General features: G+C 62.5%; 22 protein-coding genes. 17 read left to right on the forward strand and 5 right to left on the reverse strand.

Annotated elements, in window-relative coordinates:
- Positions 1 to 107: 107 nt before the first annotated feature.
- From CXK96_RS16020 to CXK96_RS16055, 8 genes are all read left to right on the forward strand, one after another.
- A complete protein-coding gene (locus CXK96_RS16020) occupies positions 108 to 941 on the forward strand; it encodes an urease accessory protein UreD (protein WP_102837555.1) in 834 nt (277 codons plus the stop codon).
- A 141-nt stretch (positions 942 to 1082) separates the two neighbouring features.
- Positions 1083 to 1385 carry an urease subunit gamma gene (ureA, locus tag CXK96_RS16025; protein WP_102837432.1) on the forward strand — a complete coding sequence of 101 codons (303 nt, stop codon included), beginning with the start codon at positions 1083 to 1085 and terminating at the stop codon, positions 1383 to 1385.
- Between the two features lie 55 nt (positions 1386 to 1440).
- Positions 1441 to 1950 carry a GNAT family N-acetyltransferase gene (locus CXK96_RS16030; protein ID WP_102837433.1) on the forward strand — a complete coding sequence of 170 codons (510 nt, stop codon included), beginning with the start codon at positions 1441 to 1443 and terminating at the stop codon, positions 1948 to 1950.
- On the forward strand, positions 1947 to 2252 hold the full coding sequence (locus CXK96_RS16035) for an urease subunit beta (protein ID WP_102837434.1): 306 nt from the start codon (positions 1947 to 1949) through the stop codon (positions 2250 to 2252). The genes CXK96_RS16030 and CXK96_RS16035 overlap by 4 nt, the downstream gene beginning before the upstream one ends.
- 116 nt (positions 2253 to 2368) lie before the next feature.
- Positions 2369 to 4069, forward strand: coding sequence for an urease subunit alpha (gene ureC, locus CXK96_RS16040; RefSeq protein ID WP_102837435.1), 1701 nt, complete (start codon positions 2369 to 2371; stop codon positions 4067 to 4069).
- Positions 4070 to 4538: 469 nt separating this feature from the next.
- On the forward strand, positions 4539 to 5267 hold the full coding sequence (locus CXK96_RS16045) for a hypothetical protein (RefSeq protein ID WP_102837436.1): 729 nt from the start codon (positions 4539 to 4541) through the stop codon (positions 5265 to 5267).
- Between the two features lie 528 nt (positions 5268 to 5795).
- Positions 5796 to 7268, forward strand: coding sequence for an NCS1 family nucleobase:cation symporter-1 (locus CXK96_RS16050; protein WP_102837437.1), 1473 nt, complete (start codon positions 5796 to 5798; stop codon positions 7266 to 7268).
- 104 nt (positions 7269 to 7372) lie between these two features.
- Entirely contained in the window at positions 7373 to 8560 is a 1188-nt protein-coding gene (locus CXK96_RS16055) for a GAF domain-containing sensor histidine kinase (protein WP_102837556.1), read from the forward strand.
- Here CXK96_RS16055 and CXK96_RS16060 read toward each other — a convergent pair.
- Both CXK96_RS16060 and CXK96_RS16065 read right to left on the reverse strand, forming a co-directional pair.
- On the reverse strand, positions 8557 to 9003 hold the full coding sequence (locus tag CXK96_RS16060) for a hemerythrin domain-containing protein (RefSeq protein WP_102837438.1): 447 nt from the start codon (positions 9001 to 9003) through the stop codon (positions 8557 to 8559). The genes CXK96_RS16055 and CXK96_RS16060 overlap by 4 nt on opposite strands.
- Before the next feature lie 90 nt (positions 9004 to 9093).
- Positions 9094 to 9360 (reverse strand): DksA/TraR family C4-type zinc finger protein, encoded by a 267-nt coding sequence (locus CXK96_RS16065; protein ID WP_102837439.1) that lies wholly within the window; start codon positions 9358 to 9360, stop codon positions 9094 to 9096.
- Between the two features lie 285 nt (positions 9361 to 9645).
- Between CXK96_RS16065 and CXK96_RS16070 the strand changes: the two genes are divergently transcribed.
- On the forward strand, positions 9646 to 10365 hold the full coding sequence (locus CXK96_RS16070; RefSeq protein WP_102837440.1) for a TorF family putative porin: 720 nt from the start codon (positions 9646 to 9648) through the stop codon (positions 10363 to 10365).
- Positions 10366 to 10375: 10 nt separating this feature from the next.
- On the opposite strand, the gene CXK96_RS16075 is transcribed toward CXK96_RS16070, so the two are convergent.
- The 3 genes from CXK96_RS16075 to CXK96_RS16085 all read right to left on the reverse strand — a co-directional run bounded on the left by CXK96_RS16075 (position 10376) and on the right by CXK96_RS16085 (position 13423).
- Positions 10376 to 11533: an MFS transporter gene (locus tag CXK96_RS16075; protein WP_102837441.1), complete on the reverse strand. Its 1158-nt coding sequence runs from the start codon at positions 11531 to 11533 to the stop codon at positions 10376 to 10378.
- 59 nt (positions 11534 to 11592) lie between these two features.
- Positions 11593 to 12456 (reverse strand): isocitrate lyase/PEP mutase family protein, encoded by an 864-nt coding sequence (locus CXK96_RS16080; RefSeq protein WP_102837442.1) that lies wholly within the window; start codon positions 12454 to 12456, stop codon positions 11593 to 11595.
- 94 nt (positions 12457 to 12550) lie between these two features.
- Positions 12551 to 13423 carry a DMT family transporter gene (locus CXK96_RS16085; protein ID WP_102837443.1) on the reverse strand — a complete coding sequence of 291 codons (873 nt, stop codon included), beginning with the start codon at positions 13421 to 13423 and terminating at the stop codon, positions 12551 to 12553.
- Positions 13424 to 13578: 155 nt separating this feature from the next.
- Here CXK96_RS16085 and CXK96_RS16090 point away from each other — a divergent pair, with 155 nt between their 5' ends.
- The 8 genes from CXK96_RS16090 (at position 13579) to CXK96_RS16125 (ending at position 20060) form a co-directional block, all read left to right on the forward strand.
- Positions 13579 to 14313, forward strand: a complete 735-nt coding sequence (locus CXK96_RS16090) for a class I SAM-dependent methyltransferase (protein WP_102837444.1) — start codon at positions 13579 to 13581, stop codon at positions 14311 to 14313.
- Positions 14314 to 14433: 120 nt separating this feature from the next.
- Positions 14434 to 14916 (forward strand): GNAT family N-acetyltransferase, encoded by a 483-nt coding sequence (locus tag CXK96_RS16095; protein WP_102837445.1) that lies wholly within the window; start codon positions 14434 to 14436, stop codon positions 14914 to 14916.
- 164 nt (positions 14917 to 15080) lie between these two features.
- Positions 15081 to 15581, forward strand: a complete 501-nt coding sequence (gene ureE, locus CXK96_RS16100; protein ID WP_102837557.1) for an urease accessory protein UreE — start codon at positions 15081 to 15083, stop codon at positions 15579 to 15581.
- The gene (locus CXK96_RS16105; RefSeq protein WP_102837446.1) at positions 15578 to 16255 is read left to right on the forward strand and encodes an urease accessory protein UreF; all 678 of its coding nucleotides are present in this window, start codon (positions 15578 to 15580) and stop codon (positions 16253 to 16255) included. The genes ureE and CXK96_RS16105 overlap by 4 nt, the downstream gene beginning before the upstream one ends.
- Positions 16256 to 16283: 28 nt before the next feature.
- On the forward strand, positions 16284 to 16898 hold the full coding sequence (gene ureG / locus CXK96_RS16110) for an urease accessory protein UreG (protein ID WP_102837447.1): 615 nt from the start codon (positions 16284 to 16286) through the stop codon (positions 16896 to 16898).
- A 31-nt stretch (positions 16899 to 16929) separates the two neighbouring features.
- Entirely contained in the window at positions 16930 to 17502 is a 573-nt protein-coding gene (locus tag CXK96_RS16115) for a HupE/UreJ family protein (protein WP_102837448.1), read from the forward strand.
- A 120-nt stretch (positions 17503 to 17622) separates the two neighbouring features.
- Positions 17623 to 17994 carry a glucose dehydrogenase gene (locus CXK96_RS16120; protein WP_102837558.1) on the forward strand — a complete coding sequence of 124 codons (372 nt, stop codon included), beginning with the start codon at positions 17623 to 17625 and terminating at the stop codon, positions 17992 to 17994.
- Positions 17991 to 20060 (forward strand): pyrroloquinoline quinone-dependent dehydrogenase, encoded by a 2070-nt coding sequence (locus CXK96_RS16125; RefSeq protein ID WP_102837449.1) that lies wholly within the window; start codon positions 17991 to 17993, stop codon positions 20058 to 20060. Before CXK96_RS16120 ends, CXK96_RS16125 begins: the two co-directional genes overlap by 4 nt.
- Positions 20061 to 20069: the final 9 nt, after the last annotated feature.

Genomic DNA, 20069 nt, shown 5'->3' on the forward strand with positions numbered 1-20069 from the left:
GTTCATTTATCGCCTTACCACCCCGCGAGCCCGTCCAGCGCACCGCCATGGCGCGGGAGGCATGACAATTGCTCGACGTCAGTCATCAATATGCTGACTTCCGGCTCATGACTGCCCTTACCCCCTTGTTCACGCCTCATTGGAATGCCGAACTCGAACTGGCCTATGCCCGCTTCGACGGATCGACACGACCGGTGTTGCGCCGCCACAGCGGGCCGCTGAGAGTGCAGAAGCACCTCTATCCCGAAGGGCCGGAAGTCTGTCAGCACATCATCGTGCACCCGCCGGGCGGGATTGCAGGCGGCGACCGACTGGACATCAGCGCCTCGGTCGGCAACGGCGCCTGGGCACAGCTGACCAGCCCTGGCGCGGCGAAGTGGTACCGCGCTGGCGGCCCGGCATTCCAGAACGTGCAATTGCGCGTCGAGGCCGGCGCGACGCTGGAATGGCTGCCGCAGGAAACCATCGTCTATTCGGCAGCACAGGCCGAGCTCATCACGACCATCGAACTGGAGAGCAACGCTCGGCTGTTCTATTGGGACATCATTGCGCTGGGCCGACCAGCCAGTGGCGAGCGCTTCGATGCGGGCCACTTTCAGGCACAGCTGAACATCCGCCGCGACGGTGACCTGCTCTGGCACGAACGCCAGCGTGTGGTGGGCAACGATGGCCTGCTGGATTCGCCAATCGGCCTCGATGGTCAGCCGGTGTTTGCGACCATGATCGTCAGCGGCGAGATCGATGCCGATCTGATGGAGCGCTGCCGTGAATTGCCCGGCCGCGTGCGCGGCGACCTCACGCAATTGCCCGGCTTGGTAGTAGCACGCTGCCTCTGCGACGAAGCGCTGCATGCGCGCGCCTGGTTGATCGATTTATGGCGACTATTGCGCCCCGAACTGCTGGGCCGCGAGGCGGTAGCGCCACGAATCTGGAGTACGTGAATGAGCGGTGGGCAAGGCCGCGCCGTTGTCCACCCTACCCCGGCGCGCCTGCGTGCACGCTGCCCTGAATAACGCTGCGTGGTCTGCCGCCACGAGCCGGTGGATGTGAACAGTGACATCCACCCCACGACTGGAGCTGTTATGGATTTGTCGCCAAGAGAAAAAGACAAGATGCTGATCTTCACCGCCGGGCTGGTGGCTGAGCGCCGTCTCGCCCGCGGGTTGAAGCTCAACTACCCGGAAGCCATGGCCTACATCTCCGCCGCCCTGCTAGAAGGCGCCCGCGACGGCCAGACGGTCGCCGAGCTGATGCACTTCGGCACCACCCTGCTAAGCCGCGAGCAGGTGATGGAAGGCGTGCCGGAAATGATTCCGGAGATCCAGGTCGAAGCGACCTTTCCGGACGGCACCAAGCTGGTCACGGTGCACCAACCTATTCCCTGAAACGCGGGTCAATGTCTACTGCAGCCGAATTGAACCGTTACCGAAGGAACTCAACGTGCAGATACGTGACGCCCTGGATACCGACCTCGCAGGCATCCTAGAGATCTACAACGACGCGGTGCAGAACAGCACGGCGATCTGGAACGACAAGGTCGTCGACCTCGACAACCGCCGCGCCTGGCTGGCCGAGCGCCACGAACAGGGCTACCCGGTGCTGGTCGCGATTGACGATCAAGGACAGGTGGCTGGCTATGCCTCCTTCGGCCCCTGGCGCCCGCACGACGGTTTCCGCCACACCGTGGAGAATTCCGTCTACGTGCGCCCCGGCCAACGCGGTGGCGGCGTGGGCCGCAGCCTGATGCAGGCGCTGATCAAGCGCGCCCGCGAGATGCACAAGCACGTGATGATCGCGGCCATCGAGAGCGAGAACCGCGCGTCCATCCACATGCATCAGCAGCTTGGCTTCATCCACGCGGCCCAGATGCGCCAGGTAGGCTGCAAGTTCGGCCGCTGGCTGGACCTGACCATGATGCAACTGACCCTGAACAGGACGTCCCAGCCATGATCCCCGGCGAATACCAGATTCAGAACGGCGAGATCGAGCTCAACGCCGGTCGCCGCACCTTGACGCTCAACGTGGCCAACAGTGGCGACCGGCCGATTCAGGTCGGCTCGCACTACCACTTTTTCGAAACCAACGATGCGCTGGCGTTCGACCGCGCCGCAGCCCGCGGCATGCGTCTAAACATTCCTGCCGGCACCGCGGTGCGCTTCGAGCCGGGCCAGAGCCGCGAGGTGGAGCTGGTCGAGCTGGCCGGTGATCGGCGGGTGTTTGGCTTTGCCGGGCGGGTGATGGGCGCGCTCTGATTACAGATTCGCAGGGTGGATGGCCACCCCGTGGAAAACGCCGAAGGCTTTTCCACCGCCCAGATTGCTGGTGGACAAGCTTCGCGTTGTCCACCCTACGGACAGGATGAGATTCAATGAAGATTTCCCGCCAAGCCTACGCCGACATGTTCGGCCCCACCGTTGGCGACAAGGTGCGCCTGGCCGACACCGACCTGTGGATCGAGGTCGAGAAGGATTTCACCACCTACGGCGAAGAGGTGAAGTTCGGCGGCGGCAAGGTGATCCGTGACGGCATGGGACAGGGCCAGCTGTGCGCTGCGGATGTCGTCGATACGCTGATCACCAACGCGCTCATCCTCGACCACTGGGGCATCGTCAAGGCGGATGTGGGCTTGAAGGACGGCCGTATCGCCGCCATCGGCAAGGCGGGTAACCCGGACATTCAGCCGGACGTGACCATCGCCATCGGCGCCGCGACGGAAGTTATCGCCGGCGAAGGCATGATCCTCACCGCAGGCGGCATCGACTCGCATATCCACTTCATCTGCCCGCAGCAGATCGAAGAAGCATTGATGAGCGGCGTCACCACCATGATCGGCGGTGGCACCGGCCCGGCGACCGGCACCAATGCCACCACGGTCACGCCCGGCCCCTGGCACATGGCGATGATGCTCAAGGCCGCTGACGCCTTCCCGATGAACATTGGCTTCACCGGCAAGGGAAATGCGTCGCTGCCTGAGCCCCTGATCGAGCAGGTCAAGGCCGGCGCTATCGGCTTGAAACTGCACGAAGACTGGGGCACCACGCCGGCGGCCATCGACAACTGCCTGAACGTGGCGGACCAATACGATGTGCAGGTGGCTATCCACACCGACACGCTGAACGAATCCGGCTTTGTCGAGACGACTCTGGGCGCGTTCAAGGGCCGCACCATCCACACCTACCACACCGAGGGCGCCGGTGGCGGTCATGCGCCGGACATCATCAAGGCCTGCGGCTTGCCCAACGTACTGCCCAGCTCGACCAACCCGACCCGGCCGTTCACCAAGAACACCATCGATGAGCACCTGGACATGCTCATGGTCTGCCACCACCTGGACCCGAGCATCGCCGAAGACGTGGCCTTTGCCGAATCCCGCATTCGCCGCGAGACCATCGCCGCCGAAGACATCCTCCACGACTTGGGTGCGTTCAGCATGATCAGCTCCGACAGTCAGGCCATGGGCCGCGTCGGCGAGGTGATCACCCGCACCTGGCAGACCGCCGACAAGATGAAAAAGCAGCGCGGCGCCCTGCCGGGCGACGGCGCGAGCAACGACAACTTCCGCGCCAAGCGCTACATCGCCAAGTACACCATCAACCCGGCGATCACCCATGGCGTCAGCCATGAAGTGGGTTCCATCGAAGTGGGCAAGTGGGCCGATCTGGTGCTGTGGCGCCCGGCCTTCTTTGGCGTCAAGCCGACGCTGATCCTCAAGGGCGGCGCCATCGCCGCGAGCCTGATGGGCGACGCCAACGCCTCGATTCCGACCCCGCAGCCGGTGCACTACCGTCCCATGTTCGCCAGCTACGGCGGCTCGCTGCATGCCTCGAGTTTCACCTTTATCAGCCAGGCTGCGTTCGAGGCCGGCGTGCCAGAGCAGTTGGGGCTGAAGAAGAAGATCGGGGTGGTGAAAGGCTGCCGCTCGGTGCAGAAGAAAGACCTGATCCACAATGACTACACACCGGACATCCAGGTCGACCCGCAGAACTACCAGGTTCGCGCCGACGGCCAGCTGCTCTGGTGCGAACCGGCCGAAGTACTGCCAATGGCGCAGCGGTACTTTCTGTTCTGACCGCGTTGGTAACCCGGCGCGACTTAGTCACCCCGCCGCATGTGCGGGGTCGATATCCTCCGCTGTACCGGATTGAAGCCGAGCGCCACCCCGCCATCCTTGATAAAAAAAACTGCGCGATTCGAGCTCCGCTGATCGGAGCCTGAACCTCCCCGAGTCGATTCAAACGCCCCCTCAAAAAAGCGAAAGAATATTCAGGCCAGCTGCTTGCGACTTGCTCTGCCTGTTGATTGATGCACGAATTTCAACCGTACGGTTGATTAGGCAAACAAGGCAGTGAACTACCTTCTCGACTACCCAAGCGCAACACCCGCCCCAAGGACGCAAGGATGCGAAGCGCCGCCGGCTACCAAGGCTCAAGGTAGGCATTGCTGGCAACGCTTCAGGAAACGTTGTGCGCTGCGGGTAACCGCGTCGGCCAAAAACAACAACAGGCTGCGCGACCGATAAATCCAGGGAGAAACAACCAATGTTCAAATTCAACGCGCTGTTCGCTGCCGTCCTAGCGGTATCCGCCAGCCAGGCGTTCGCCGCCAGCAGTGAAGCGACTATCGAGCAAACCGGTAAGAATCAGCTCGCCAACGTCTATCAGGAAGGCGTCGGCCAGACTTCCGAGGTATACCAGACCGGCTTTTTCTATCGGAACACCGCTACCACCCAGCAATCAGGTCAGGACAACTTTTCCCAGGTGACCCAAGACGGCGCTTGGCACGACGCAACCGTTATCCAAACCGGCATGGAAGGCCAGGTCACCATTACCCAGAACAACTGGAACAACGACACCACCGTCACTCAGGCTGGCTCCCTGAACATCGCTGACGTAACCCAGACCGGTTGGAACAATGACGTCGAGCTCAACCAGGAAGGCGCATACAACGACACCACCGTTGATCAAGCCGGCGAAAGCAACGACGCTTTCATCGATCAAACCGGCCAAGAGAGCTCTATCCTGGTAAGCCAAACCGGCAACGAAAACGTCGCTGACATAGATCAAACAGGTCTTGGTAGCACTGTTGACCTGATGCAACTGGGCAGCGAAAACTTCGCCATGGTCGACCAGAGCAGTGAATCGAGCAGGGTCAGCGTGTTGCAGGACGGGGCACTTAATATCGCCACCGTGGATCAGGCAGGATTTGCCAATACCGCTAACGTCAGCCAAATGGGCAACGGCAACAGGGCAACCGTCACGCAGCGCTAATCAGGCCGCGTCGGCACGCTTCGGCTAACTACTAACCCCCCGGGCCTCCACGATGGGCCTGGGGTTTTTGTTTGCAGTTCCTGAGCTGCGACTCCTCGCGAGATGCAGGGCCAGCACCAATGCTCTGGCAGAACTGCACCACTGCCGCTCTAGAGCAAATGAGCGTATCTGTCTCGCGTTGCTTCGAAAGTCTCCAAACACACACTGCCACGGATTCCTGGCCGCTCATCACTGCACGCTTTCCTTGCTAACGCCTGGCATCGCCTGCAAAGCACGGAATTGGTGCATCGAAGAGGGTTGTGTGAGCGATCGATGCGCTTCCGAACCAGAAGCGAATGTCTGTTCAGGCAAACCCGCACCATCGCTTGTATACAGATCACCCACAGAACCAAGCCGGGACGTCTACGCTTCAGGCAGCGAGGCTGCGCTGCGGCCAATAATCAACCTCCTGATTTCGCGACTGCTGCCTTACGCGGAACAAGAACTGCATACAAAAACCAACAATAGTCATGCACAGAGCGCCCACCTATGAATCACGACGATTTCCGGATCAAGCAGATCGACCCCACTCTGTATAACGAGGACCTCGCCCCGCTCGCCCCAGCCAAGCGCAAGTGGGGCTGGTTCGAGATCTTCAACGTCTGGTCCAACGATATCCAGAGCCTGTTCGGCTATACCCTGGCCGCGACGCTGTTCATCAGTTATGGCTTGAATGGCTGGGCAGTACTGGCCGGGATCGTGCTGGCGGGTTTCATCGTCATGGGGCTGGTGCAGCTGACCGGCAAACCGAGTGTGAAGTACGGCATCCCCTTCCCGGTCATGGCGCGTGCCAGCATGGGCGTACGCGGGGCGAACTTCCCGGCCGTGGTGCGAGGCATCGTGGCGATCTTCTGGTACGGCGTGCAGACCTACTTCGCTTCGACCGCGGTGGCGCTGCTGATCCGCACCTTGCTCGGTCCAGGCTCTGAAGCGTCTTTGCTGGGGCTGACTACCATCGACTGGATCGCCTACGTGATCGTCTGCGTATTCCAGGTTGCATTGTTCGTGAGAGGCGTGGACTGGGTGACGCGCTTTCTGAACTGGGCCGGGCCGCTGGTCTATGTGGTGATGATCGCGATGATGATCGCCATCTGCTATAAGGCCGGCCCCAGCCTCGCGGGCGCGCTGGGTACTATTTTCAGTGGCACTGGCAGCTATGCCGGCGGGCCGATTGCTGCCTTCGCTGCGGTGGTCGGCACCATGGTCGCCTACTTCGCGGCGGTGGTAATCAACTACGGTGACTTTGCCCGCTTCGTGAAGAACGAGCGGCAGATGCGTATCGGCAACTTTCTCGGCCTACCGGTGAGCCTGGCGATCTTCTCGCTGATCGCCCTGGTGATCACCGCCGGAACCGTGGTGGTGTTTGGCGAAACCTTGACCAACCCCACCGATATCGTGGCGCGCATCGACAATGTCGGCCTGACGCTGATCGCCGCAGTCACTTTCTTCGCCGCCACAGTGGGCATCAACCTTGTCGCCAACTTCATCCCACCGGCCTATGACATCGCCAACCTGGCACCTGCACGCATCAGTGCGCGCACCGGCGGCTACATCACCGCTGCGATCGCCTTCTTCATCGGTGCGCTTTGGGTGTCGTTCATCAGTGCGGTGGGCATCGCCGCCTTCGTAGACACCCTGGGCGCGGTACTGGCGCCGCTGTACGGCATCATCGTGGCCGACTACTACTTGGTGCGCCGCCAGCGGCTGGATGTGCAGCAGCTGTTCTCGGCAGCGCCCAACTCGACCTACTACTTCAACGCCGGCTGGAACCGCAAGGCCATCATCGCCTTCGGTATCAGCTCTGTGTTCTCGGTGGCTTCGGTCTGGATGCCGGGGCTGGAAAGCCTGTCCGGCTTCGCCTGGCTGCTGGGCGCACTGTTCGGCGCCGTGGTGCACTACCTGCTGATGCGCAAACACATCGTACCGGTTGGCGAGACACCTCCGCTGACACCCCAGGTGTAAGCCGCCTATTCGAGTCGAGCCGGCTAGCGGTCGGCTCGACTCAGCGCAACGAACGACCCGTGATAAAGTGCTCGGCCATCATCACGCGCCGCCATTACACCCGCATGAACCGATCGATAACCGACGACATTTCGGCGATCAGCCGCATCAACGCCGTGCCGGCGATTCTCCAGGTGATATCCGAAACCACGGGTTTACGGTTTGCAGCCGTTGCGCGTGTTACTGAAGATTCCTGGACAGCCTGCGCCGTGCTCGACCGGATCAATTTCGGTTTGCAGGTCGGCGGCGAGCTGGATGTCACCACCACCCTGTGCCACGAGATTCACACGTCTCACGAAACCATCATCATCAGCAAGGCAAGTGAGGACCGGCGCTACTGCGACCATCACACGCCAAAGATGTACGGTTTCGAAAGCTATATCTCGACGCCGGTGTTTCGCACCAATGGCAGTTTTTTCGGCACCGTCTGTGCGCTCGACCCGCAACCGGCGGATCTGTCGGAAATGCCGATCCTGGCGATGATGGAGTCCTTCGCCAAGCTGCTGGCCATCCAGCTGGAGGCCGAAGAGCAATTCGAGGCAACCGAGGCGGCGTTACTGGATGCTCAGCAAACAGCCGAACTACGCGAGCAATTCACCGCCCTGCTTGGGCACGACCTGCGCAACCCGCTCTCGTCGATCCTGTCCGGCGCGCAGCTGCTGATCAGGCGTTCGAAGGATGCGTCGATCGCCGGCATTGCCGAACACATGCTGACGGCGACCCGTCGCGCGTCACGTCTGGTGGACGACGTGCTGGACTTTGCCCGCGGTCGCCTGGGCAATGGAATTCCGTTGCAGCGTGATGAGTGCCACGACCTGCACATCACCCTGACGCATATTGTCTCGGAGATGCAGAGTGCCCATCCGCAGCGCGCAATCGAAGCTGATATCGCCCCGCTGGGAGGGATCCGTTGCGATGCGGACCGCCTCGCACAGTTGCTTTCCAACTTGCTTGCCAATGCGCTGGTCCACGGGTCGGCGGCCGGACGCGTGTTCGTCCGCGCGGTCATCGAAAATGGGCGGCTGTTGCTGTCGGTGAACAATCAGGGTGAACCGATAGCACCCGATCGCCTGGCGCAGTTGTTCAAGCCCTACTGGCGAGAGGCATCGAACACGCAGTCTGGACTTGGACTCGGCCTCTACATTGCCAATGAGATTGCCGCGTCGCATGGGGGCAGCATGCAGGTGACGTCTACCGCCGAGGCGGGCACCACCTTTACCTTCAGCATGCCGACGGGTGCCGCGCTCGTTTAAGCGTGCTCGGCTTTCATCACGTCGTAGGCGCCAAGGTACGCCCCGGCCAGCTGGCTCTTCTGCTGATCACTGAGCAGCTTGCCGGCCATCTGGAAGAATTTGTGCTCCTCTTCCTGCAGATGGTGGTGAACCTTGTCCGACAGCTTGCGGGCCTGCACCAGCCAGCTCGGGCTGCTGGGATCCGTCTCTTCCAGTGCCTCGACCATCTCGTCCATTTCATGGTGCTCAGCGATGGCATGACGGGACAGATCGACACCGCTGTCATCGCGCATCAGCGGGATGTAGAAGTGGCGCTCTTCCGCGACCGAGTGCACCCATAGTTCATGTTTGAGTTGGGCGAATAGCTCCTGGCGTTCTGCGGAGTCGCCGCTTGTCTGCGTCAGGCGTTCGGACAGGTCGCGCTGGATGTCGTGACTCAGCCGCAGGGCTTCGAAAATCGTCATGGGGTGTTCCTCTTCCATGAAAGGGTGGGTGTCCCGCTGTGTGACCCATGCCCGCGCGGCGAGTGCGATCCGGCGACATGATTTATTGTCTCAGCGCAGCTGGCTGTCCTTGCTGCCCCGACGGTTGTAGCCGCTGAACTTGGCTTCTTGCTTGTCGAGCTCAGTCTGGCACTTCACGCACAGGCGTACGCCCGGCACAGCCTGGCGCCTTGCCTCAGGAATCTTGGCGTCGCATTCCTCGCAGCGCTCCAGACTTTCACCTCGCCCGAGGCGGCTGCGGGCCCGCTGCACCGCATCTTCAATGGTGCTGTCGATCTGTTCCTGAACCGCACCTTCATTCGCCCAACCCGTAGCCATTGCGACCTCCCAGCATCAGGACTTGCCCGTGTTTCTGTTTGGAACATCAGCCACGAGCACCGTTCAGTCGCGTAAAGGGCGCGGCACGCCTTTGGCTTCGTCAACACCACAGCGCCACCCGTCGATTCGCTGACGCCGGATCGACGAACGGACCTCGGCGGCCTAATGCAGTGTCTATCCTTCCAGCCGATTGAGCGGCAAGCCCAATCCAGACGCTCTGCGTCGCGGCTTTGTCTGATCGAGGTCGCCTCGCGACTGTCTGAAAATACTCCCAGGGAAGTGGTGATGCACACGAAGATCCTGACGGCGCTGATCATTGGTTTGAGCGGATGCGCCAGTCAATCTGAAGTCGTCGAGCGCGAGGTGGGCCAATTCGACCTGCGACTCGGCACGGCTCCTACCCGCAGCATGGCCCAAGGACTGGTCAACCCAGCAACCGCCAGCACCTTTCGCGGCGGCCTGGACCTCACCCACGAGAGTGGTTGGTACGTTGGCCAATGGGCACCCAGCATGGGCATCCTCGAGGGCAACCAGCTGGAGCTGGACAGCTATATCGGTTACGTCCAGCACCGCTTCGACCAGGCGCCAGGCTACGAACTGGGCGTGATCCGCTACAGCTTCCCGGAACTGGAAGGTGCCGATCGCCACGAATACTACGCAGGCTTCAACCTGGCCGGCAGTCGCCTTGGTGGCGCACTCAGCAGCCGCCCGGGGCGCACCGACAGTACCCTGCTCCTGGAGCTTGGTGGGCTCAGTCCGTTGGAGCTGGACCTGCGCCTGAAATACGCCAGCCACTCGATGGACAGCCCGATGTATCACCCGGGCGGCAGTGTTGAAGTCTTCAATGACTGGTCGCTGAACCTGTCTCGCCCCTGGCTCGGCGTACGCCTGGATCTCTCCTACACCGACTCGAGCCTTCGCGGCCGCGAGTGCGGCGTCTACTCGGGCCAGAACACCTATTGCGAGAGCTACTTCATGTTCAAGGCCGAGCGCTCGCTGTTCTAGTCGACGGTCATTAACCTTGCTCGAAGCGCATCCTCGCGTGCCATACGGCGATAAGAAAGGCCGCGGCCGCAAAGCCATAGAGCAGGCCGAGGTTGCCGTCCTGATACAGCCAGGAGCCGAGCACCGGCCCGGTGGCCATGCCCATGAAGCGAAAGAAGTTGTAGCTGCCCACCGCGGTGGCGCGATTGTGCGGGTACAGGTCCATCAGCAGGCTGGTCTGTACCGGCAGCGAAAGGCCGAGAAACAGCCCGAACGCGCTGACCGCCACCACCAGCGCCGCCAGCGACCACTGCGCAACCGCGAGAAACAGCAGCAGGCTGAGGGCATTGAGCGCCGCCGTCGTCACCAGCACCGGGCGGGGCCGCCAGCGCGCCAATAGCCGTCCACCGGCAAAACTGCCGACCACCACGGCAATCGACAGCGGCAGAAACACCAGGCCCTTTTCACTGGCACTCAGGCCGTAAGTGGCGCCGAGCACGCGCGGCATGAACACTAGGTAATTGTAGAAGGCGTAGTACTGCACAAAGCTCAGCAGCATGATCGCCAGCCCCTGGCGATTGCGCACCACCTCCAGGTACTCCCTGGGGTGGAAGGCGCGCGGCGCGCTCCCAGCCGGACGGGTTTCCTGCAACCAGATCGCATTGCTCAGCAACGCAACAGCACCAACCACTGCGAGCAGCAAAAACACGTAATGGAAATCGAGGTGCTCGCCGATGAAGCCACCCACCACCGGGCCGACCACCGGCCCCAGCGCCACCATCATCTGGAACGAGCCCATCGCCCGGCCACGCTCGGCGCCTTCGAACCGATCCCCGATCACGGTTACCGCCACCACCGCACCGGCTGCGATACCTACCGCCTGCAGGGCGCGGAACAGCAGCAGCGTCTCGATGTTGGGCGAGAGAAAACAACCGATGGACGCGCCGATGTAGCACGCTAGACCGAGCAACAGGGTGCGCCTGCGGCCGCTTCGATCCACCAGCGGCCCGTAGACGATCTGCATGAAAGCCAGGACAAAGGTGAAGATCGAGATGCTGAGGTTGATCAGCAGCGGCGTGGTCTGCAGCGCCTCGCCCAGCTCCGGCAGGATTGGCGCGTAGACCGTCTGGGTGAAGGGACCCAGAAAGGCAGCGAACGCCACCATGAAGGTCAGCAGGCGTGGGCTCATCGGTTCTCCGCTAGCTCATAGGCAGATGCCCGGCGGCGCATGTCGCCGGGCGCAACCGGTCACTCCTTGACCTGCATGTATTCCTCGGCCCAGACCATGTACTCCTCGGCAGTCGAGTACTTCACCGACAGCTGCGAGGCGTTGAGGTCGGACGCATCGATCTGGCGCTGCTCGCGCAGGCAGTCATAGGTCGCCTTGATCGCCGCGAAGTAAGCCGCGTGGCCATTGACCACGATGCGTACGCCGAGCGCGGCCAGGCGGCTGTTATCGCGCAGCTTCGGATTGCCATAGGTCACCAGCATCAGCGGCACGCTGAGTTTCTCGGCGACCTGCTCCAGCTGTTCGAAATCCTCGATGCCGACCAGGCAGATCGCATCGGCGCCTGCTGCCTCGTAGGCCTGCACGCGCGCGATGACCTCTTCCAGACCGATCACACCGGCGTTGGTCCGCGCGATGATCGCGAGCTCGGGATCGATGCGCGCCTCAAGCGCTGCGCGGATCTTGCCGACCGCTTCGAACATGCCGATCAGGTCGGTGGACTTGCGGCCGAATTTGGCAGGCAACAGCGTGTCTTCGATGGTCAGCGCGGCGATCCCGGCGCGCTCCAGCTCAACCACGGTGCGCATCACGTTGAGCGCGTTGCCGTAGCCATGGTCGGCATCTGCGATGATCGGCAGGCGCGATACGCGGCCGATGCGGGTCGCCTGCTCGACGAACTCACTGAGGGTGATCAGCGCAAAGTCAGGGGCAGCTAGAACCTGAAGCGAGGCGACCGAGCCGCCGAGAATGCCGACTTCGAATTCAAGATCGGCGGCGATACGCGCCGACATCGGGTCAAACACCGAAGCGGTGTGGTAGCAGCGGTCGGAGGCCAGCAGCCGACGGAATTCGCTGCGCAGGGTGTGATGAGAGATACGTTGCATGTGGTTTCCTGATGAATCGCACGCAAGGGTCGAGTCGCCCTTGTCTGTTCAGTGTTGGTAACGGTACGGACGGCCACCGGCACGTCGTGGTGTTTCAGAGTGGTGGGCGCGGTCGCCGCCCTTGCACATACGCCATGACCAGCCCGCTGGCGATGATGATGGCCATGCCGACGATGGCGCCGAGATCCGGCGTGTGTCCAAAGGCAACCAGCCCCACCACCCCCGCAAAGATGATCTGCGAATAGGTGAACGGTGCCAGCGCCGCGGCGCTGGCGAATCGAAACGCATTGGTCAGCAGCAGATGACCGCTCATGGCCATGGCGCCGAGCCCCGCCATCATCAGCGCGTCATGCAGCGTCGGCGTCTGCCAATTGAAGACGACCAGCACGCTCATCACCAGGCTGCCGACCAGGCTGGTGATGAAGTTGCTGGTCACGGGATGATCCGTCGCGCTGAGTCGGCGGGTAATCAACTGATAGAGGGTAAAGCTCAGGGCAGCGCCGAGCGGCAGCAGGATTGCCGGCGTGAACAAGGCACCACCCGGCCGCACGATGATCATCACGCCGATCAGCCCGCAGCCGACCGCCAGCCACTGGGCGCGGCTGACCTGCTCACCGAGCAAGGCGGAGGCGATGGTAACGAGCAACGGGGTCAGGAAGATCACCGCGGTCGCTTCGGCCAGCGGAATGTAACTGAGGCCGCTGATGAACAGCATGCTGACGCTGACCAGACTCAGGCCACGGCAGATCTGCAGCTTCGGCCGCAGGGTACGAAACACCCGCCGCCCCATGCGCGGCGTGAACAGGGCAAGCATCAGAGTCGTCTGCGCCATATAGCGTGCCCAGATGACCAGGAACACGGGGTAGAGCTGTGTCAGGTACTTGGACAGCCCGTCATGGCTGGCGAGCGTCAGGCAAGAAACCAAGATCAGCGACACGCCAAGCAGGGGCCGGTGAGAGTTATTCAATGGGGAAACCGCGACAATAGGTAGCAACCTAAGCATTATGCCTGCAAATTGGTATGACGTCAGTCGCCACGTTCGACTGCCCGACAAGCCGACGAATGGGCAAGCACAAGCCGCTGCTCTATAGTCGCCCGCTCGGTTCAAGGACGTCCCTTTTCATGCAAGCCCCTGCACTTACACTCGAACGCATCTATCCCCAGCACCTGGACGCAGATAACCAGGACGACCGCGACACGCTACGCCTTCACCTAGAGCGCTACGACTTCGCGGCTACAAGGCTGATCGGCACGCGCGTGCTGGACATCGCGTGCGGCTGCGGTTACGGCAGCGACCGGCTGGCAGAGCTCAATCCGGACAAGACCATCATTGGCGTGGATATCGACCCCGCGGCCATTGCTTTTGCCCAGGCGCACTACCAGCGCCCCAATCTGCGCTATCACTGCGCCGATGCAGAAAGCTTCAGGAGCGAAGAGCGCTTTCACAACATCGTCAGCCTGGAAACCATCGAGCATCTGCCACGTCCGCAGCAGCTGATCGCAAACTGCGCCGAGCTACTTGCCGAAGGCGGACAGATCATCGCCTCGGTGTCCATCACTCCCACCCTGGACGGCAACCCGCACCATCTGCATGATTTCAGCGTGCGCAGCTTTTTCGCCTTGTTCCAACCATATGCATTGCGGCCGGACGATCGCTTCGAGCAAGTCCAGTGGTGGCAGTTCAAAGGCTTGTTCCGCAGCAATCCCACCCGCCAGCACCGCTCGGAAGGTGTCGGCAATGCGGTACTGGCGTACTACGCTCAGCATCCGCAGTACCTGATCAAGCGGCTCGCCTCCATGCTGCGTTACGGCCTCAGTAACCGCTACCTGACCTGCCGGTTCCGCACGGCGCGATGAGTGGCCAGCCGTCGGGAAGCTGACCCGCCGGCATCCGATCACGTATTATCGCCGCCCCTTCCGGGCCGCCCTGCGGCCCGCCTCCGTCCGAGTGTTGTTTTGATGTTTCAGTTACGAGCGATGCAGGTGCGCGATATACCTGCGGTGATGTCGATTCAGGAAGAATCCTATTCCGCCGAACTGCTCGAGAGCGAAGCGGTGATCTGCAACCGTCTCGCCGCCAGCCCACAGCTTGCCTGGGTGGCCGAGGATGACGAGGGCGTCTGCGCCTATCTGTTTGCCTACCGCTCGCGCGTCGGCAAAGTGACCCCGCTGGACGGCGAGTTCCAGCCGCACGCCGAAGCTGACTGCCTGTATCTGCACGACCTAGCCGTTTCCCGACGCGCCAGCGGTCGCGGCATAGGCCCGGCTTTGGTGCGCAAGAACCTGGAACAGGCGCGCGCGCATCAGTTGCGCTATTCGGCGCTGGTATCGGTGCAGGAGTCCGAAGCCTTCTGGTCTCGTCTCGGCTATGCCGCGCAGACCGAGTTGGAGCCACCGCAAGCCAGCAACCTGGCCAGCTACCAAATACCAGCCGTCTACATGGTCCGCGCACTGCATTAGCGCGCGAATTTGGTGCGATGCCGGTGCGCACGCACCGAAACGGAACAACCTCAAGCCCCATTTTCAAGCACGAACCCGCCACAGCCAGCGGACCGCGTCTGTTGCGCCGCGTTGGCAAGGGCCTTGCTCTGGTGTGCGTCATTGCACAACCGGAACTGTTCGCCATGCTGGTCATCCACCACCGCATCTCCCCGCAGGCCAACGCCGACGCCGAGCTGGCGCTGACCTTCGAGGCCCGCAGCAAATCGCGTCTGCGTTGTTTCACCACGACCGGCGAAGACGTCGGCCTGTTCCTCGAGCGCGGTCAGCAACCCCTGCATGACGGCGAGTGCCTGCGCGCCGAGGATGGCCGTATTGTCCGCGTGCGGGCCCGCGCCGAGCAGCTTCTTCATGTGACCTGCAGCAGTGCATTCGAGCTGACACGTGCCGCCTATCACCTCGGCAACCGTCATGTGGCGTTGCAGGTAGGCGACGGCTGGCTGCGCCTGCTGGATGATTACGTTTTGAAAGACATGCTGCTGCAGCTGGGCGCCAGCGTCGAAGCCATCGAGGCGCCCTTCCAGCCCGAGCACGGCGCCTACGGTGGCGGCCATCACCACTCCCACGCAGGCGAAGCCGAGTTCAGCTACGCGCCACGCCTGCATCAATTTGGCGCCCGCAAGTGAACCCGGCTGCCTTCGCGCTGCTGCGGCTCGCCAGCCCGCAGTTGCCGATTGGTGGCTACAGCTATTCGCAGGGCCTGGAAATGGCGGTCGAACAGCAACGCGTGAATGACGAAAGCAGCGCCAGCCGCTGGCTGGGCGACCAGCTGATGCTAAATCTGGCGCGCTTCGAAGCGCCTTTACTGCTCGCACATTGTCAGGCCGCCGCGGCTGAAGAATGGGACGAAGTCGAGCGGCTAGCCGCGTGCCATCGCGCCAGCCGCGAAACCCGCGAGCTGCGGCTGGAAAGCCGGCAGATGGGCTATTCGCTGAAGCAACTGCTGGACAATCTGCCCGAACTCGACGCCCCGGCCCGCGCCCTGTTTCAACGCATCGACGAACCCGGTCTTGCCCTGGGTTGGGCCCTGGCCGCGCGTGCCTGGGGCATCAGCCCCGAAGACGCATTGACCGCCTGGCTCTGGGGCTGGTTGGAGAATCAGTTGGCCGTCCTGATGAAAACCCTGCCGCTTGGCCAGCAGGCGGCACAACGCTTGACCTCACAACTGCTGCCGACACTGCAACAGGCCCAGCGCGACGCAACCGTTATCGAGCCTGAACATTGGGGCAGCGCCGCCTTTGGCCTGTCTCTGGCGAGCATGGCACACGAGCGCCAGTACAGCCGCCTGTTCCGCTCATGAGCCCAGATTTCACAAGAGGAAACAGACCATGAACACCCAACCCCTGCGCATTGGCATCGGTGGCCCGGTCGGCTCCGGCAAGACCGCATTGACCCTCGCGCTCTGCCTGGCCCTTCGCGAGCGCTACAACCTGGCCGTGGTGACCAACGACATCTACACCCAGGAAGACGCGCAATTCCTCGTGCGGAACGAGGCCCTGGCGCCCGAGCGCATCATTGGCGTCGAGACTGGCGGCTGTCCGCACACGGCAATCCGCGAGGATGCTTCGATCAACCTTGAGGCGGTCGAACAACTCAACCGCCGTTTCCCTGGGCTCGACCTGATCATTGTCGAGTCCGGTGGCGACAACCTGTCTGCCACCTTCAGCCCGGAGCTTTCAGACCTGACCATTTACGTGATCGACGTGTCAGCCGGCGACAAGCTGCCGCGCAAGGGCGGACCGGGCATCTGCAAGTCGGATTTGCTGGTGATCAACAAGGTCGACCTGGCGCCCATGGTCGGCGCGTCGCTGGAGGTCATGGACCGCGACACTCGCAAGATGCGTGGCGACAAGCCGTTCGTGTTCAGCAACCAGAAGGTGGGCCAGGGCCTCGACGAAATCATCGCTTTCATCGAACAACAAGGAATGCTCAGCGCCGCCTGACAACCTCATTCGCCATTCAAAGGAGTCACTGATGAACCTGCGCAAATCGATGTTCACCGCAGCCCTGCTACTCAGCCCGGCATTGGCTGTCGCACACCCCGGCCACGATCATGCGGGCGTCATTTCCGGCATCGCCCATCCAGTCTTTGGCCTTGATCACCTGCTGGCAATGGTCGCCGTTGGCCTCTGGGCGGCGCAGCAAACCGGCAAGGCACGCTGGGCTTTACCCCTGACCTTCGTTGCCACGATGCTGCTGGGCGGCCTGCTCGGTTTTGCCGGCCTCGAAATACCGTTGATGGAAACCGGCATCGCCGGATCGGTGCTGGCCCTTGGACTGTTGGTGGCATTGGCGGTGCGCCCGCCGCTAGCCCTCGCGGCGGGGCTAACCGCCCTGTTTGCGCTTAGCCATGGCGTGGCTCATGGACTGGAGCTGCCCATGCTGTCGAGCCCCTGGGGTTACGCAGCCGGCTTCGCCGTCGCCACCGCTGCACTGCACGGTATCGGCTACGCGATAGCACGCAACCTGCCACAGGTGGCTGCCCCACTGGTGCGCATCGCCGGTGCCGCGTCGGCGCTGACCGGTGCCTGGTTGCTCGCTGCCTGATCGGACACAAATCGAAACAATCACGGAACCTGAGCGCTCCCTGAGACCCAAATGCTGAGCACATTCGCCGGTTCGCTACCGGCGACGCCTCAGCCATCGGTCATACAGAGGAAGCGCAACGTGTCCAACCCCCCTCACGCCCACGGTTTCGCCTACTGGGCGCTCAAAGTCTTCGCCGCCATCGTCGCCCTGTTTGGTCTCGCCCTCGCCGCTGGCGGCGTCTGGCTGATCACGCTTGGTGGCTCCTGGTACTACCTCATCGCTGGCGCCGGCATGCTGATTGCCGGCGTGCTGCTGTTCATGCAACGCATCAGCGGCGTCTGGCTTTACTGGGCGGTATTCCTAGCGACTGTTGTCTGGGCTATCTGGGAGGTCGGCCTTGACCCCTGGGCGCTGATACCACGCCTGGTGGCGCTGGCTGTGATCGCCCTTCTTACCCTCGCTTTTATTCCGGTGCTGCGGCGCCACACTCGCAAAGAGGCGCACGCATGACGCACCTGCTTCGATTGTTTGGCTTGATGACACTCATCTGGCTGCCACTCAGCCATGCCCAAACGACCGCCTATGACCCTACGCTGGAGCCGGCCACGACCGTAGCCAGTACGGTCGCCGGCGCCCCCGAGGCAGCCGATTGGACCGCCTATGGCCGCAACAATGCAGCCACCCGTTATTCGCCGCTCGATCAGATCGATCGCGACAATGTGTCCGAGCTCAAGCCAGTCTGGGGCTATCGCACCGGCAACCTGCCCGATCAATCAGTGGTCGACAAGAAGTGGGCGCCGGAAACCACACCGCTGAAGGTTGGCGACAACCTTTACCTGTGCGATGCGCTGAACGTGCTGATTTCGCTCGATGCCAGCAGCGGTCGTGAACGCTGGCGCTATGACCCGAAGGTCTCCACCGACCATATTCCCTACTCGGCCACCTGCCGCGGCGTGAGCTATTACGAGGTGCCGGATGTACCCGATGACACCGCCTGCAAGCGCCGCATCATCGAGGGCACGCTTGACGCAGAGCTGGTCGCGGTCGATGCCGATACGGGCGTGCCCTGCGCCGATTTCGGCCACGCCGGGCACGTCGATCTGATGGAAGGCATGGGCGACTCTGTACCGGGTTACGTCGCGGTGACGTCGCCGCCGACCATCGTTCGCGGGGTCGCGGTGGTCGGGCACCAGGTGCTCGACGGCCAGAAGGAAGACGCGCCATCCGGCGTGATCCGCGGATACGACGCGGCCACCGGCGAGCTGGCCTGGGCCTGGGACATGGGTCGCCCTGGCGAGACCGGCCTGCCAGAAGGGGATGATGTCTATACCCGAGGCACGCCCAACGCCTGGACGATCTTCTCCGGCGACGAGGCCCTCGGCCTGGTCTACGTGCCGATGGGCAACTCTTCGGTCGACTACTGGAGCGGCAACCGCCGCGAGTTCGAGAAACCCTACTCGACCGCGCTGGTGGCCTTGGATGTGACCAATGGGACGGTGCGCTGGGTCTTTCAGACCGTGCATAACGATGTCTGGGACTATGACCTCGGCTCCCAGGGGAGCCTGATCGACTTTCCGGTAGGCGACGGCCGCACTGTTCCAGCGGTCGTGCTACCCACCAAGATGGGCGATATCTACGTGCTCGACCGCCGCACTGGCGAGCCGTTGACGCCCGTCGAGGAGCGCCCGGTGCCCGCAAGCACTTTGCCTGACGAAACGCTGTCACCGACGCAACCCTTCTCTGTCGGTATGCCGTCCACGCCACGCGGGCAGCTGACTGAGACCGACGCATGGGGAGTGACACCGCTGGACCAGCTGTGGTGCCGCATCCAGTTCAAGCGTGCCAGTTATGAAGGCATGTACACACCGCCGAGCGTGGACAGGCCATTCCTGCAGTGGCCGAGCTACAACGGCGGTAACGACTGGGGCAGCGCGGCGGTGAACACCGACCGCAACATCCTGGTGTTGAACTACAACCACATCGCCATGTATGACCAGCTCATCCCACGCGAAGAGGCCAACGAGCGCGGCATGGTTCCACTCGGGGTACCAGGCGGCAGCACCTCGTCTGGCGGCTCAGTGCCGCAGGCGGGCTCGCCCTATGCCGTGTCCATCGAGGCCTGGCGCAACGGCTTCACAGGCGTACCCTGCAGTCGCCCACCCTTCGGCGGCATCATGGCTATCGACCTCAACACCCGCAAAGTGCTGTGGAACGAGCCATTGGGCACCGCTCGCCACAACGGGCCATTCGGTATCTCGTCACACCTTCCGGTGAAAGTCGGCACACCGAACAACGGCGGCCCTGTCATTACCGCAGGCGGTTTGATCTTCATCGCCGCAGCAACCGACAACCTGATCCGCGCAATCGACATTGATACCGGCGAGGTGCTGTGGCAGGACGTACTGCCCGCCGGTGGCCAGGCGACGCCGATGACCTACGAGGCCAACGGTCGCCAGTACCTGGTGATCGTCGCGGGCGGCCATCACTTCATGGAGACGCCGCCGGGCGACTATGTGGTTGCCTACAGCCTGCCGGCCAAAGGCGACCCCATATTGCCGGAGTTCCTGAAGGACTAAGCGTTCGGC

Origin of the sequence: Stutzerimonas stutzeri, from assembly GCF_002890895.1 — a bacterium.
Lineage (GTDB): Bacteria > Pseudomonadota > Gammaproteobacteria > Pseudomonadales > Pseudomonadaceae > Stutzerimonas > Stutzerimonas stutzeri_AB.